We start from the raw sequence: 14809 nt of genomic DNA, 5'->3' as shown, positions 1-14809 counted from the left end.
TTGATGTTAGCCAGTATGTTAAAACGCGTTGCAGTATGTGCCTTAACGGCAGTGTGCGTGGTGTCTTGCGCAAAGCAAAACAAGCAACCCTTTTACAGTACTGGTGTGGTTTACTGCTCTGAGAGTAACCCAGTTACATTTAACCCGCAGCTTGACACATCAAGCACAACATCTGATGCGACATCGCATCAACTTTACGACAGATTACTCGACTTCGATCCAGACTCTGGCCGTATTGTTCCTAGCCTCGCTAGCAGTTGGCTGGTGTCAGACGACGGTTTAACTTATGCCTTTCAATTACGTAGAGATGTTGAGTTTCACAATACCGATTACTTCACCCCTTCTCGTAACTTTAACGCCAGCGACGTGCTCTTCAGCATTAATCGGTGGCGATTGCCCACCCATCCATTTCACAACGTTTCGAATGGAAGCTATCCCTATTTTGAAAGCTTAGGATTAGCCGACAACATAGCTAATGTAGAGAGAGTAAATGGCTATCGCGTAGAAATTACGTTGAAACGCAGAGACAGTTCGTTCTTAGCTAACTTGGCTACTGATTTTTCTGTGATTTTGTCTCAGGAGTACGGCTCTCAACTTTTTAAAGAAGGCAACCCAAGCCAGATTGATCAATTGCCTGTTGGAACCGGCCCGTATAAATTCGAAAGCTTTCGAAAAGATAGCTATATCAAATACCTTCATCATGAAAATTATTGGCGCCGAGATATTAATGCTAGCGCAAATGGCCTTACTGAAAATATTGATGAAGGTATGGAAGGGAACACCGAGGACAATACTAAAGATAACAATGAGGAGCTTGGCGTAGCCAATGCCGACACTAGTGTAAAACAACTTATTTTTGATATTACGCCCCGAAGCTCTCTAAGGCTGGCAAAGCTGATGACTGGAGAGTGTGACGCTACCGCTTTTCCTGCGCAAACCGAGCTTGAAGTTATAAGAAATAGAGAAGACTTAACCCTTGCTGAAAAGCCTGGCCTGAACATTGGTTTTTGGGCTTTTAACACTCAACGGGCTCCTTTTGACAACCCAAATGTAAGACGTGCCTTAGCCATTGCAATTGACAAAAACACGCTTCTTGAAGCGGTATATTTCGACAGTGCTTCCCGAGCTAAGAGTCTTCTACCGGCGGCTAGTTGGGCGTATCAAAACGACGCTGACGATACAGCATACAACCCTGTTTTAGCGAGAAGACTGCTCGCCGAAGCGGGAATTGAGCCGGGCTTCTCAATGACAATTTGGGCAATGCCGGTAGAACGCGCATACAACCCTAACGCGATGAAAATGGCTGAACTGATTCAACGTTATCTGCGAGAAGTGGGCGTAGAAGCCAACATTGTGACTTATGATTGGAAAACGTTTAGGCGACACCTGCAGGAAGGATTGCACGATTCAGTATTAATTGGCTGGTCTGCAGATAACGGCGATCCGGATAACTTTTATCGCCCGCTACTGAGTTGTGGCGCTATCCCCTCTGGCACAAACCGAGCCATGTGGTGCGACAAAGATTATGATAGGCTAATTAATGAAGCGTTAAAAACAGAAGATCTCGACAAGCGTAGAGCCATTTATCATCAAGTAAATAGACTCATGTTTGAACGCCTTCCGCTTGTTCCAATTGCACACGCTTATCGCTATCAAGCATACAGAAATGAGGTGAAAGGGATGACCATCAACCCCTTTGGCGGCGTTCGTTTTGGTGGAGTAGAAAAAGTACTGTGATTCGGATCCTAGCTCGCTACAGCATTCTTTTTGTGCTAACCCTTCTGGTGTTGGCGGTGATGTCGTTTTCGCTCGCGTATCTATTTCCCGGTGATGTCCTGGCAAATCTCACTGGTATTGTGCCGGCTAACGACGAACAAAGAGCCGCTTTGGAAAAGCAATTTCGCCTAGATCGGTCTTACTTAGTTCAGTTTTTCTATTACATGGGAGACTTGTTTAGTGGCGAGTGGGGTTACAGCTTTACTTCCGGCATACCACTGCGCGAAGAAATTGGAATTGCCATGCCGGCTACTATTGAGTTAGCCACTTACTCCATGTTGATGGCACTGGTTATTGGTATTCCGCTTGGATACTATGCTGGCATGCGTTGCTACTCTTCCTCCGACTACATCATTAACACCACCAGCATTACAACTTACTCTTTTCCGGTATTTTGGTTTGCATTATTACTCATACTCGTTTTCAGTCTTCAGTTAGATAAGGCACCGCTTTCAGGCAGAATAAGCTTGTTATTTGATGTTGAGCCCGTGAGTGGGTTTATATTAATAGACATTTTACTCTCAGATTTGGAGAACAAGCGATTAGCATTTAAAGATGCTATGTCTCATCTCACACTTCCTACTATTGCCATTGGTGCTATATCTACAGCATCGATAGTGCGAATCACGAGACGCTCGGTGATTGACGCAAAAAACCAGCCTTACATCGCCGCCGCAATGTCTAGGGGATTGTCTGGGAGCCAGATTTTTTTTAGGCACATACTCAGAAACGCGCTGCTTCCCATATTGCCGCTAATGGCGATTCAAATAACCACGCTTATCACTAATACTATGATTGTGGAAACTCTTTTCTCATGGCCTGGTATTGGCAACTGGCTCATTCAGGCTATTTATCAACGGGATTATCCGGCTCTTCGCGTGGGAATGCTGGCGGTATCCTCGCTGGTGATTATGCTCACCATTACAGTTGATATGTTCAACAGACTTATAGATCCAAGCAGAGAGAAGTACGAGCATGCCGCAATTTAGTTTGTACGAAGAAGAGTTTCACCCCTCTCCTTGGCAACGTACATGGCGAGCGTTCAGAGCCAGCCACATTGCCATGGCCGGCGCTGTGCTGCTTGCCATATTTGTGATTTTTGCTATTTTCGCACCGCTTCTTACGCCATACGGTGCCAATGAACAAAACATAGACGGCCTTTTAGTACCGCCTAGTTGGATGGGTAATGGCTCCATATCTCATCTCTTCGGCACCGATTCGCTGGGAAGAGATTTATTTACTCGAGTTATTTATGGGTGTCGTATCACCTTGGGCTCCGCCTTTATTACGGTGGTACTCGCTATGCTAATTGGCGTAAGCCTTGGCGCTTTTGCAGGCATGCTTCGCGGTGTGCGTTCAAGTATTGCCAATCACTTTCCCGATGCGCTTATGGCAATTCCAACATTACTCATTGCTATTATCATCGTTGCTATATTCGGCACTGGGCTAGTCAATAGTATGTGGGCAATTACGTTGGCTCTCATTCCTCAGTTTGTTCATCATACCCGCAGCCTTGTGCGCAGTGAAATGAAAAAAGACTATATTGTGGCATCCAAGCTTGATGGTGCAAACAAGTGGCAATTGTTCACTTACTCAATATTACCCAATATGACTGAAATGCTAGTAGTTCAAGGCACTATTGCGCTATCAATAGCAGTAATCGATATAGCGGCTCTTGGCTTTTTAAATTTAGGCGCACAATCTCCGCTACCTGAATTAGGTGCCATTTTATCTGATGGTCTGGATGTAACCTACTTAGCTCCATGGAATGTTGCTCTACCCGGAATGACGATTTTTCTTCTCGTGCTTTCTATAAATGTAGTAGGCGACGGACTCCGTTCTGCCTTAAGAAAAAGGGTTAATCACTAAAATGCCAATGTTAGATATTAAAAACCTGACGCTAGAGATGCATAGCAGTGAGGGCACTATTAAGGCATTAGATAAGGTCAACCTGTCTGTAAGCAGCGGCGAAATTCGCGCGTTGGTTGGAGAATCAGGCTCTGGTAAGAGTTTAATTGTGGCGGCAATTTGCGGAGCTCTTCCCACGGAGTGGACACTTACTGCAGATAGAATGAGCTGGAATGGTGATAACTTACTGGGCATGTCGGCTCAGCAGCGTCGGGAAGTTATGCGTCGTGAGATAGCGGTGGTTTTCCAAAATCCTCAAGCGAGTTTGGACCCCTCTGCCACACTAGGAGAGCAACTAGAAGAGAGTATTCCCAGTGAGTTTGTGCAGGGAAACTGGTTTTGGCAGCGAGCTCAGCATCGTAAAAAAATTGCCATCAGTACCGTTCATAAAGTAGGAATTAAGCACCATAAGCATTATTTAAGTGCCTATCCCCATCAAATACCCGCAGACATTGGTCAAAAGTTTATGATTGCCATGGCGCTTGTGTCTCAACCTACACTTCTTATTGCAGACGATCCCACACGAGGAATGGAGCCTACAACCAAAACACAAATTCTAAAGCTCTTTACTCGACTAAACCAAACCCGTTCTTTATCTATTTTGTTTGTGAGTCACGACCTGCTTGCCATTGCCAGTATGTCGCATACCATGACGGTGCTTTATGCTGGACAAACCGTTGAATCTGGCAGAATGAAGCATATTAAAAAGCGTCCGCTGCACCCGTATACAAAGGCTTTGCTAGACAGCGCACCGAGCTTTAGGAAAGATTTACCTCCTAAGTCTCACCTGCCGACTATTGCTGGATCAATTCCTACTTTGCAACATTTACCCATTGGCTGTCGACTTGGACCAAGATGCCCGAGAGCTCAGCGCGCATGCGTTCAAACGCCTGTAGTACGCAAAATTCACGACCACAGTTATAGTTGCCACTTTCCGCTACATATGGAGAAGCTATGACCGACGTAATGCACGTTAAGCAATTAACCTTTTTGCACAATGAAAAAAAGCGTTGGTTAAAGCGCCCTGAAGTTTTTAAATTGGGCCCCATTGAGCTTACCGTTAAACGGGGAGAAACCGTGGCTATTATTGGCGAAAACCGCTCTGGTAAATCACTATTGGCAAAGCTGCTTGTGGGCGCCGTTCGTGCCGACGAGGGTGAAATAGAAATTAATGAACACAAGTATTTAGCCAAATATAAATCTAAAGATGGTCAACGCAAGCGCACTCATGACATTCGCATGATTCTACAACATAGTAGTGAAACCATGAATCCATCGGTGCCCGTTGGACGCATTCTTGATGAGCCTTTGCGTTTGAATACTCAGCTAGATGCCTCTGAGCGTAAAGAAGTGATAGAAGATACTCTGGTTAAAGTGGGCTTGTTACGGGAGCACTATTACTTCTATAGGAATATGCTTTCAGACGGTCAACAACAACGCATTGCGTTAGCACGAGCAATAATGCTTAAACCTAAAGTACTTGTGGCAGATGAGCCTTTTGCTGCGTTAGATCCTTCCATACGCTCACAAACCGTGAACTTAATATTGGCTTTACAGCAAGAACTTGGGTTAGCCTTTATCTTTATTAGTCACAACTTAGGAATTGTGCGTCACATCGCAGACAAAGTGATTGTGATGGAAAAAGGGCAAATTGTTGAAGAGGGCAAAACGGAAACAATCTTTCGCTGGCCTCAGCATACCAGAACCAAAAAATTGGTTACGGCTTACCATTCTCTCGTACCCCAGCAAACCATTCGATAACAAAAAACGGTGCCTCATTAAGCACCGTTTTTGATATCTGAATTGAGGACGATTTTACGTCAGTCCAAGAGACAAATTATGTTGTACCATCAGTCCGCATAGATAATTAACCTACCAACGCGAGAAGTATTCCTGCGGCAACGGCCGAGCCAAGTACACCTGCCACATTAGGGCCCATGGCGTGCATCAACAGAAAATTATGAGGATTGGCTTCCAGACCCACTTTATTTACCACCCTAGCTGCCATAGGCACCGCAGAAACACCTGCAGCACCTATGAGCGGATTAATATCTCCGCCGCTCAGTTTGCTCATTAACCTGGCCATAAGTACCCCAGTGGCGGTACCAATTGCAAAAGCGATAGCCCCTAAACCAAGAATACCGAGGGTTTCTACCGTAAGGAAAGCTTCTGCTGACAGTTTCGAACCAACCGCAAGACCAAGAAATATGGTAACTGTATTAATAAGTTCATTTTGAGCCGTTTTGCTTAAGCGGTCTACCACCCCACATTCTTTCATTAAGTTTCCAAAGCAAAACATACCAACAAGGGGCGTTGCTGCAGGTAAGAATAAAATAGTAAGAAACAATACCGCCAGAGGGAAAATGATTTTTTCTCGCTGGGACACAAATCGTAATTGCCCCATCTTTATTTCGCGCTCAGCCTTTGAGGTTAACGCTTTCATAATAGGAGGCTGAATAATGGGAACTAACGCCATATACGAATAAGCGGCTACGGCTATTGCTCCCAATAAATCTGGTGCTAATCGCGATGCCAAAAAAATGGCTGTAGGACCGTCCGCGCCGCCGATAATGGCAATTGCACTGGCATCTTTTAACGTAAACTCAAATCCGGGCAACAAATTCAATGCAATAGCACCAAACAGAGTGGCAAATATTCCAAACTGAGCGGCGGCCCCTAACAGCAGCATTTTAGGGTTAGCAATTAATGCGCTGAAGTCAGTCATTGCACCAACGCCCATAAAAATAAGCAGTGGAAATACTCCGGTATCTATGCCAATTTTGTAAATATAATGCAGCAACCCACCGGCCTCTGAAAAGCCGGCTATGGGGATATTAGTAAGCAACGCGCCAAAGCCTATGGGCAGTAGCAATAGCGGCTCAAACTTCTTTACAATAGCCAAGTAGAGCAAGCCGAACCCCACTAGCATCATAACAAGCTGTCCCATCTCAAAATGGGCAAGCGCAGTACTTTCCCAAAGCAATAGTAACTTATCCATGTACTACCCCAACGCAATCAGTGGCTGCCCACTGCTTACGGCGTCGCCATCATTCACCAGAATATCGCTCACTGTACCTGTATAGGCCGAGCGAATTTCCGTCTCCATTTTCATCGCTTCTAATATAATGACCACATCGCCTTCTGAAACGGAATCTCCCTTGCGAACGAGAATTTTAAACACATTTCCAGCCAAGGGCGCATCAATAGACTCGCTCGCCTGAGATGGTGCAGGGGTTGACGATGAAGTGGTCTGCGATGAAACCTCTTTGGGTGTTTCATTTTGCGCTGCGCCTGAGGTTGCAGATGTAACACTGGTAAGCGTTCCAGATGGGGCCACTTCTACATGGTATACTTTACCATCAACATTAACGTCGTAAGAGGCTGTTTTTTCTGATGCTATGTTTTCAGAGGCTATGTTTTCAGAAGCCCCGTTATTAGAACCTATCTCATTCAAACCAATAGTGTTAGACGCAGTTGTTGCATCTGCTGATTTATCATCTTGTTTAGATGTCTTAGCAGGCGCTGCATCATAGACTTCGGGGGGCGCCTCAAAAGCATCAGGATTACCGCGATTAGTCAGAAATTTAAGCCCAATTTGAGGAAAAAGTGCGTAAGTCAGCACATCATCAATTTTGGCGTCGCACAGCGTTATGTTCTTTTTGTCCGCTAGCTCGTCTAACTCTTTTTCAAGCTTATCAAGTTCTGGCTCGATATTATCAGCAGGTCGGCATGTTATCGGCTCACTGCCATCTAACACACGCGCTTGTAACTCAGCGTTAACGGGGGCGGCGGTAGCGCCATATTCACCCTTTAACACCCCCGCGGTTTCTTTAGTGATACTTTTATAGCGTTCGCCGGTTAATACATTTAATACCGACTGAGTACCTACAATTTGCGACGTCGGCGTAACAAGAGGTATAAAGCCGAGATCTTCACGAACTCGAGGAATTTCTTTTAGCACCTCTTCAAACTTATCTTCTGCTCCTTGCTCTTTAAGCTGGCTTTCCATATTCGTAAGCATACCACCTGGAACTTGGGCGAGAAGTATACGCGCATCCACCCCCTTTAAGCTGCCCTCAAATTGACTGTATTTCTTTCTTACCTCTCGAAAATAGCTCGCAATCTCTTCTAAATGTGGCAGCGAGATACCTGTATCTCGCTGCGTTCCCTCCACAATCGACACCATGGTTTCAGTGGCGGTGTGCCCGTAGGTCATACTCATAGAGGATATTGCGGTGTCAAGCATATCAATGCCTGCATCAACGGCTTTTTGATAAGTTGCAGTACTGAGGCCAGTAGTAGCGTGACATTGCATAGCAATGGGCACGTGAACTGTTTCTTTTAGCCCCGAAATTAATGCCTCACATTCATAGGGTTTGAGTAAACCTGCCATATCTTTAATGCATATGGAATGTACACCAAGGTCTTCCAGCTGTTTGGCCATGTCTAACCACAATTCTAAACCGTGAACAGGACTTACTGTATAGGAGATAGTTCCCTGAGCATGTGCTCCGCTGTCGATTGTGGCTTTAACCGCTGTTTTGAGGTTTCGGATATCATTCATTGCATCGAAAATTCGAAAAACATCGACGCCACTCTCGTGCGCTCGTTCAACAAAGCGCGTTACTACGTCATCGGCATAGTGCCGGTACCCCAGGAGATTTTGTCCACGCAGCAGCATTTGTTGTCTAGTGTTGGGCATCGCTTTTTTTAGTTGTCTAATGCGCTCCCAAGGATCTTCTCCCAGATAGCGGATACAAGCATCAAAGGTTGCTCCTCCCCATGACTCTACAGACCAGAAACCAGCGCTGTCTAACTTCTCTGCAATGGGAAGCATATCTTCAATACGCATTCGGGTTGCCAGTAACGATTGATGCGCATCACGTAAAACAAGCTCAGTAAGGGCAAGAGGCTTAGTCATGGTAAATCCTTGAAATTATGAATTCTTATTGGTTTTTCGATGTGCGTGTATAGCGGCAGAAATTGCGGCGATGACATTCTTTTCGATGCCTGAGCCATCAGTGATTGAACCTTCAACGCTTGGTTGTTGCGCATTAGCCCTTCTGTCAGCCACAACTGATTCTGAGGCTACTTCGCCTGGAAATACGCTACAGAATTTCGCTATTAAATGAATGCCTAATATAAGCAAGCCAAGAAAAGAAAAGACAAACACCATGCCTATTAGCATTAAAGAAGCGGCCTCTAATAGAAGGCTAGCAACAGAATCGGTATTCATGCGTGCTCACAAGTTTGTTGTTGTGGTTAAATAACTATCACGGGGTCACTCAAACTTCAACAAAGCTAAGGAACATTTAGTAAAAAGCGAGGAAATAGATGGAGGACGAGTAAGAGAAATGACTATCTCATGGCATGCTGTTTTGACAGAGATAAAAAAACCCACCTCAATGAGGTGGGCTCTCTTATATGGCGCGTGTGGAAGGATTCGAACCTCCGACCGCCTGGTTCGTAGCCAGGTACTCTATCCAGCTGAGCTACACACGCGTAAACTGTTTTACTTTCAATTTTTACATCGAAAGGTGACGCTTCAAGTAAGTGGCGCGTGTGGAAGGATTCGAACCTCCGACCGCCTGGTTCGTAGCCAGGTACTCTATCCAGCTGAGCTACACACGCGCAATAAACTTTTTGTCGACCGCCACTATCAACGAATAATGGCGGAGAGGGAGGGATTCGAACCCTCGGTACGAATTAACGTACGGTTCCTTAGCAGGGAACTGGTTTCAGCCACTCACCCACCTCTCCTTGAGTGCGGGATGCATTTTACGGATTCACTGGCTTGAGTCAAACCTTTTTTAGGAAGAAAGTGTTCGTCCGCTGTCATTTTAAACGATTCGTTTAAAAAACACGTAATTTGAATGCTGGTTAAACAGTATAAACACGATTTCAAAGAATGCCATGCATAAATTGGCTTATACCGCTGTGTATAGATATGTGTATAGATGCTTACCCACTCAGCGAGACTTAAAACGTTGGAGTGGTTCTACATCAAGGTGACCCAACAATAATAAAAACACCAACAAAAAAGGCCGGCGTGCGCCGACCTTTCCCAGTGAAGCTCTATTAACGCTTACTCTGCAGAATCGGGCTGTCCGCCCTTTTCAGCTTGAATGCGCATATATATCTCTTCACGGTGCACAGAAACTTCTTTTGGTGCGTTAACACCTATTCGTACCTGATTCCCTTTTACGCCTAACACAGTAACAGTAACATCGTCACCAACCATAAGCGTTTCACCAACTCGACGAGTCAAAATAAGCATTCGCTTGCTCCTGTTCCTTTATATTTAACGTTTCCATTATAGTTCGCTTACTCGCCGGCACGACCCAGCGGAAGCACAGTGATTCCCTGTCTCTGTGTCACTTCAAAAACTCACTGTTATATGCACTTATCATTATAGCTTATCTTGTAACCAAGCGTTAACCGAATCTAACGCCTTATTAAGATTTTCCGGTTGGTCTCCACCAGCTTGTGCCATATCTGGCCTACCGCCGCCTTTACCACCAACCTGAGAGGCTACAAAGTTAACCAATTCACCTGCTTTAACTTGTCCGGTAAGTTTTTTGGTTACGCCAACAATCAGGTTAACTTTAGATTCGTTCGCTACACCTAATACTACGATACCTTCGCCTATTCGGTTCTTTATATCGTCCATCATTGAACGTAACGACTTGGCCTCAACACCTTCAAGGTTCGCAACAAGTACCTTAACACCGTTTATTTCTACCGTATTACTAAGCATATCAGCACCCTGCTGACTTGCCAGTTTTTGTTTCGCCGCAGTGAGCGATTTTTCTAATTCTTTAGTATGACTTTGCAATACAGACACGCGATCTACTACATTAGTTGGGTCTGTTTTCAACATTGCAGACAGTGAAGCTAGCGTAGTTTGCTGGTTCTGAATCATTTCTATTGCATATTCGCCAGTGACAGCTTCTATCCGACGCACGCCTGAGGCTATACCGGCTTCGCTTACTATTTTGAAAAGACCGATATCACCGGTTCTTTCAACGTGAGTACCACCGCAAAGTTCTACTGAGAATGGCCCCATGGTAACAACGCGAACTTTTTCGTCGTATTTTTCACCGAATAATGCCATGGCACCTGACGCTTTAGCATCTTCAAGTTCCATAAGTTGAGTGGTTAGCGCATGGTTAGCCCTTACTTCTGCATTTACTCTTCGCTCAATCTCAGCAATTTGCTGTGCAGAAAGCGATTCGAAATGAGAAAAATCAAAACGCATACGAGGCGCCTCAACAAGAGAGCCTTTTTGTGTGACGTGGTCGCCAAGAATTTCACGCAGTGCCGCGTGTAAAAGGTGCGTTGCACTATGGTTCTTTTTAATCGCTTCTCGGTTTGCAATGTCAATAGCAGCTTTAACGGTATCTTCTTTCTTCACCGTACCTTTTGCCACGCCTCTATGAGCAAAGGCTTTACCCATTTTTTGCGTGTCAGAAACCACAAACTCGCCATTAGCAACTCGTAAAACTCCTTTGTCACCCGATTGACCACCGCTTTCCGCATAAAACGGCGTATTATCTAGCACCACTACGCCCTCTTGGCCGTCTTCTAAGGTACTTACAAACTCATTGTCAGCAATAAGTTCAACGACAGTAGCGCTGCCTTCAACTTCCGTGTAGCCGGTGAAAGCAGTTTCTTGCTCTACCACCAACCTGCTGTTGTAGTCGGTTCCAAAGTTACTGGCTTGTTGTGCTCTTGCGCGCTGCTCTTGCATTGCGGCTTCAAAGCCTGCTTCGTCTATTTTTAGCTCGTGCTCGCGGGCAACATCGTTGGTCAAATCAACTGGGAAGCCGTAGGTATCGTAGAGTTTAAATACGATATCGCCTGGAATAGTATCGCCTTTTAACGACTCAAGCGTATCGTTCAGCATTGCCATGCCGCGAGCTAGTGTCTTGCTAAACTGCTCTTCTTCTACACGAAGTACCTTTTCAACCACTGGCTTTTGATCAACAAGCTCCGGATAGGCTTCTCCCATTTCACTCGCTAGAGATGCGACTAACTTGTAGAAAAAGATGTCGTCTGCGCCAAGTTTGTAACCATGACGTACAGCTCGGCGGATAATTCTTCTAAGAACGTAACCACGACCTTCGTTCGATGGCATTACCCCGTCGCAAATTAAGAAACTACAAGAGCGAATATGATCAGCAATAACGCGCAGCGATTTGTCTTCCAAATCAGTGGTACCAACGATATCAGCCGCTGACTTAATAAGGTTTTGAAACAAGTCTATCTCATAATTACTGTGTACATTCTGGAGTATTGCAGAAATGCGCTCTAGTCCCATTCCCGTATCGATAGAAGGTGCCGGAAGCGACTCCATACTGCCATCGGCCTGCTTGTTGTATTGCATGAATACAAGATTCCAGATCTCGATAAAGCGATCACCATCTTCTTCTGGCGTTCCAGGAGGGCCACCCCAAATATGTTCACCATGGTCGTAAAAGATTTCAGAACAAGGGCCGCAAGGTCCGGTATCACCCATAGACCAAAAGTTGTCAGATGTACTTATGCGAATAATTTTCTCTTTAGGAACGCCAATGTGGTTTTCCCAAATATCAAAAGCTTCATCGTCTTCAGAGTAAACCGTAACTAACAGCTTTTCTTTCGGTAGGCCTACTTCTTTAGTCAGGAAAGTCCACGCAAACTCAATGGCTTCTTTTTTGAAATAATCACCGAAGCTAAAGTTACCTAGCATTTCAAAGAAAGTATGGTGACGGGCTGTATAACCTACATTTTCCAAATCATTGTGCTTACCGCCAGCTCGAACACAGCGCTGTGATGAAACCGCGCGGTTGTAGCTTCGCTTATCAGCACCAAGAAGCGTATCTTTGAACTGGTTCATACCTGCATTAGTAAAAAGAAGCGTAGGGTCGTCTGCCGGCACGAGTGAGGAGCTTGCTACGGCGTGATGGCCATGACTTTTAAAATAATCGATAAACTTATTGCGTAAGTCAGCAGTTGATATTGTCATTGAAAACCTAACTTCCTTTATACTAGTAATGGGACGGTGCGAAACATTTCCTCATAAATAACTGCCGAGCGAAATGTTAACAAAGGGATATTCACAAACAGTTGTGTTTATCTCGCACAAATTTGCGCAACAATACCACGATTCAGTCATTTCTGTTAAGTGTAAGACGCTTTGTAATGGCGCAAATCTGTCATATATTTCGCTAATTTGAGGGTGTTTGGGTGCTTACTCGTTGCTCACTGCGTAATCGATATGGTCTTGATAAAAACCACGGTATTGTAGAAAGCGTTTTTGCTTTTGGCGCAGTGCGTAGTCGGTTTCAAAAAAATCACCGAACTTTTTGGTCTTTACTTTTTTCGCGCTTTCAAACCAATCGGCTTCTATTTCAATAAGCGCGTCTCGCACTATGCCCTCATCTACGCCGTATTGCTGCAGATCTAACTTTATGACTCTAGGCCCCTTCCCCTTTAAGTAAAGCGTGCGCGCTCTGCTACAGGCAAACCGGTGATCGCTTTGCAAGTCTCTGTTGCGAAATTCATCCAATATGGGCAGGAAATCATCGCTTTCAATTCCCTTTTGAGAAAGCTTGCGCACTACCTCACTGTAACTATGCTCTCGTCGTGCCAGCATGCTAGTAATCGCGTCAATAATGATCTTTCTGTCAAACTCTGACATTTTTGTGAACTAGCCCCTTATCAATTTTCGTAAACATTTTGTTTAATATAAACGTGGCGTGTCGTTTTTGTCATAAAGGTTTTTGTCATAAAGGTTTTTGTCATAAAGAAAGTCCGCAATAACAAGTAGCCATAAATAATGAGCACATTCTAGCTTTACCGCTTGAGAGTCGCACCCCCTAACGCAAAATTACTGCTGAAATAACAATGTGCGTAAATCAATGAACGAAAAAATAGTAATACATGACAGCATAGCAACCATTGCGAAAGAACAGTGGAACCAGCTTGCACACAATGCTGGGCCTTTTCTTCAGTATGAATTTTTAAGCGCATTAGAGGTTTCTGGTTGCTGCGGAGGCGACACGGGTTGGCAGCCCTTTCATGTTACGGTGGAACGCGAGGGCAGTATTGTTCTTGCCGTTCCCGGCTACCTCAAAACTCATAGCTACGGAGAATACGTCTTCGATCATGCCTGGGCCAACGCTTATCATCAGCATGGATTGGAATACTACCCTAAATGGATTGCGGCGGTACCTTTTACACCGGTTACGGGACCACGACTATTAGTAAAAGAGGAAAACCTACTTAGCGCTGATCTCGTTCACGATATTGGCAATTCATTGAAGACAGAATGTGAATCTCGATTCGGTGAAAGCCTTTCCTCTCTTCACTGGTTGTTTGTCGGCGAAGATGAAGACCAGGCTCTCGATGAAGAACGCCAATACTTAACTCGCCACAGCGTTCAGTTTCAATGGCATAACTACAATTATGCCGGTTTCGATGACTTTCTTAGCGCACTGACGTCAAGAAAGCGAAAATCTATTAAAAAAACTCGAAAAGCGCTGTTAGGCAAAGGGATCCGCTTTTCACATCGAACTGGCCGTAGTATTGATGCAGACACTCTCTCTTTCTTTGTTAAGTGCTATCAATCGACTTATCTAAAACGAAGCGGTCATGTGGGATATCTTAACAAAGCATTTTTTGAAACCCTGGTGAACACGATGAGCGAACGCATTCTTATTGTTACCGCCGAAGAACACCAAGTGCCCATTGCCAGCGCTCTATTTTTTTATGACAGCTCAGGCCTTTACGGCAGATATTGGGGAGCGTTAAAGCAGGTTGATAGCTTACACTTTGCCTGCTGCTATTTTGAGGGAATAGAGTTCGCCATTAACAACAAGCTACCTCACTTTAACCCCGGTACCCAGGGCGAGCACAAAATACTCCGGGGCTTTGAACCCGTTTACTGTAAATCTAAACATCAACTTTTAGAGTTTGCTTTTCACGATGCTGTCGCAAATTTTTTACAGCAAGAAAACCAACATATCGTTCACTATTTTAATCAGGCACAGAATGCTTTACCTTTTAATCAGGAATTTGTGCCTACTTTAAAAACAAAAAGTGTCATTCATCCTAACGACGACACATAAAATCAAAACGAGAA

The 14809-nt window shown here is 44.8% G+C and carries 12 protein-coding genes and 3 tRNA genes; 6 read left to right on the top strand and 9 right to left on the bottom strand.

What is annotated here, in order from left to right:
• The first annotated feature begins 3 nt into the window (after positions 1–3).
• From CW735_RS05355 to CW735_RS05335, 5 genes are read left to right on the top strand one after another with little or no spacing between them, the layout of a single operon-like run.
• A complete protein-coding gene (locus CW735_RS05355) occupies positions 4–1737 on the top strand; it encodes an ABC transporter substrate-binding protein (protein WP_100971226.1) in 1734 nt (577 codons plus the stop codon).
• Entirely contained in the window at positions 1734–2765 is a 1032-nt protein-coding gene (locus tag CW735_RS05350) for an ABC transporter permease (protein WP_071979621.1), read from the top strand. Before CW735_RS05355 ends, CW735_RS05350 begins: the two co-directional genes overlap by 4 nt.
• Positions 2752–3645, top strand: a complete 894-nt coding sequence (locus CW735_RS05345; RefSeq protein ID WP_071979622.1) for an ABC transporter permease subunit — start codon at positions 2752–2754, stop codon at positions 3643–3645. Before CW735_RS05350 ends, CW735_RS05345 begins: the two co-directional genes overlap by 14 nt.
• Before the next feature lies 1 nt (position 3646).
• Positions 3647–4642, top strand: a complete 996-nt coding sequence (locus tag CW735_RS05340) for a peptide ABC transporter ATP-binding protein (RefSeq protein ID WP_071979623.1) — start codon at positions 3647–3649, stop codon at positions 4640–4642.
• Positions 4639–5445 carry an ATP-binding cassette domain-containing protein gene (locus CW735_RS05335; RefSeq protein WP_071979624.1) on the top strand — a complete coding sequence of 269 codons (807 nt, stop codon included), beginning with the start codon at positions 4639–4641 and terminating at the stop codon, positions 5443–5445. Before CW735_RS05340 ends, CW735_RS05335 begins: the two co-directional genes overlap by 4 nt.
• A 106-nt stretch (positions 5446–5551) precedes the next feature.
• Here the strand turns inward: CW735_RS05335 and CW735_RS05330 are convergent, their stop codons facing one another.
• From CW735_RS05330 to CW735_RS05290, 9 genes are all read right to left on the bottom strand, one after another.
• Positions 5552–6682, bottom strand: a complete 1131-nt coding sequence (locus CW735_RS05330; protein ID WP_071979625.1) for a sodium ion-translocating decarboxylase subunit beta — start codon at positions 6680–6682, stop codon at positions 5552–5554.
• A gap of 3 nt (positions 6683–6685) precedes the next feature.
• Positions 6686–8605 carry a sodium-extruding oxaloacetate decarboxylase subunit alpha gene (gene oadA, locus CW735_RS05325; protein WP_071979626.1) on the bottom strand — a complete coding sequence of 640 codons (1920 nt, stop codon included), beginning with the start codon at positions 8603–8605 and terminating at the stop codon, positions 6686–6688.
• Between the two features lie 15 nt (positions 8606–8620).
• Positions 8621–8920: an OadG family transporter subunit gene (locus CW735_RS05320; protein ID WP_071979627.1), complete on the bottom strand. Its 300-nt coding sequence runs from the start codon at positions 8918–8920 to the stop codon at positions 8621–8623.
• A gap of 189 nt (positions 8921–9109) precedes the next feature.
• Positions 9110–9186: transfer RNA gene (locus tag CW735_RS05315), tRNA-Arg, on the bottom strand.
• Positions 9187–9238: 52 nt separating this feature from the next.
• Positions 9239–9315 (bottom strand) — tRNA-Arg (locus CW735_RS05310).
• 39 nt (positions 9316–9354) lie between these two features.
• Positions 9355–9444 (bottom strand) — tRNA-Ser (locus CW735_RS05305).
• A gap of 325 nt (positions 9445–9769) precedes the next feature.
• Complete coding sequence (csrA, locus tag CW735_RS05300; RefSeq protein WP_032094439.1) at positions 9770–9961, bottom strand: carbon storage regulator CsrA; 192 nt, start codon at positions 9959–9961, stop codon at positions 9770–9772.
• Between the two features lie 132 nt (positions 9962–10093).
• A complete protein-coding gene (gene alaS, locus CW735_RS05295; protein ID WP_071979628.1) occupies positions 10094–12691 on the bottom strand; it encodes an alanine--tRNA ligase in 2598 nt (865 codons plus the stop codon).
• A gap of 225 nt (positions 12692–12916) precedes the next feature.
• On the bottom strand, positions 12917–13366 hold the full coding sequence (locus CW735_RS05290; RefSeq protein WP_100971224.1) for a regulatory protein RecX: 450 nt from the start codon (positions 13364–13366) through the stop codon (positions 12917–12919).
• 220 nt (positions 13367–13586) lie between these two features.
• On the opposite strand from CW735_RS05290, the gene CW735_RS05285 reads away from it, so the two are divergent.
• Complete coding sequence (locus CW735_RS05285) at positions 13587–14795, top strand: GNAT family N-acetyltransferase (protein WP_071979630.1); 1209 nt, start codon at positions 13587–13589, stop codon at positions 14793–14795.
• Positions 14796–14809: the final 14 nt, after the last annotated feature.

The sequence above is a fragment of the Alteromonas sp. MB-3u-76 genome, from assembly GCF_002831605.1.
Lineage (GTDB): Bacteria > Pseudomonadota > Gammaproteobacteria > Enterobacterales > Alteromonadaceae > Alteromonas > Alteromonas hispanica.
The sequence above is the reverse complement of the archived record's forward strand: the minus strand, read 5'-3'. Positions and strand labels throughout refer to the sequence as shown.

Excerpts from the sequence above, each read along its gene's own strand:
- CW735_RS05335 (WP_071979624.1), top strand. The coding sequence starts at position 4,639 with ATGACCGACGTAATGCACGTTAAGCAATTAACCTTTTTGCACAATGAA.
- CW735_RS05320 (WP_071979627.1), bottom strand. The coding sequence starts at position 8,920 with ATGAATACCGATTCTGTTGCTAGCCTTCTATTAGAGGCCGCTTCTTTA.
- csrA (WP_032094439.1), bottom strand. The coding sequence starts at position 9,961 with ATGCTTATTTTGACTCGTCGAGTTGGTGAAACGCTTATGGTTGGTGAC.
- CW735_RS05345 (WP_071979622.1), top strand. The coding sequence starts at position 2,752 with ATGCCGCAATTTAGTTTGTACGAAGAAGAGTTTCACCCCTCTCCTTGG.
- CW735_RS05290 (WP_100971224.1), bottom strand. The coding sequence starts at position 13,366 with ATGTCAGAGTTTGACAGAAAGATCATTATTGACGCGATTACTAGCATG.
- CW735_RS05355 (WP_100971226.1), top strand. The coding sequence starts at position 4 with ATGTTAGCCAGTATGTTAAAACGCGTTGCAGTATGTGCCTTAACGGCA.
- CW735_RS05330 (WP_071979625.1), bottom strand. The coding sequence starts at position 6,682 with ATGGATAAGTTACTATTGCTTTGGGAAAGTACTGCGCTTGCCCATTTT.
- CW735_RS05340 (WP_071979623.1), top strand. The coding sequence starts at position 3,647 with ATGCCAATGTTAGATATTAAAAACCTGACGCTAGAGATGCATAGCAGT.
- CW735_RS05285 (WP_071979630.1), top strand. The coding sequence starts at position 13,587 with ATGAACGAAAAAATAGTAATACATGACAGCATAGCAACCATTGCGAAA.
- alaS (WP_071979628.1), bottom strand. The coding sequence starts at position 12,691 with ATGACAATATCAACTGCTGACTTACGCAATAAGTTTATCGATTATTTT.
- oadA (WP_071979626.1), bottom strand. The coding sequence starts at position 8,605 with ATGACTAAGCCTCTTGCCCTTACTGAGCTTGTTTTACGTGATGCGCAT.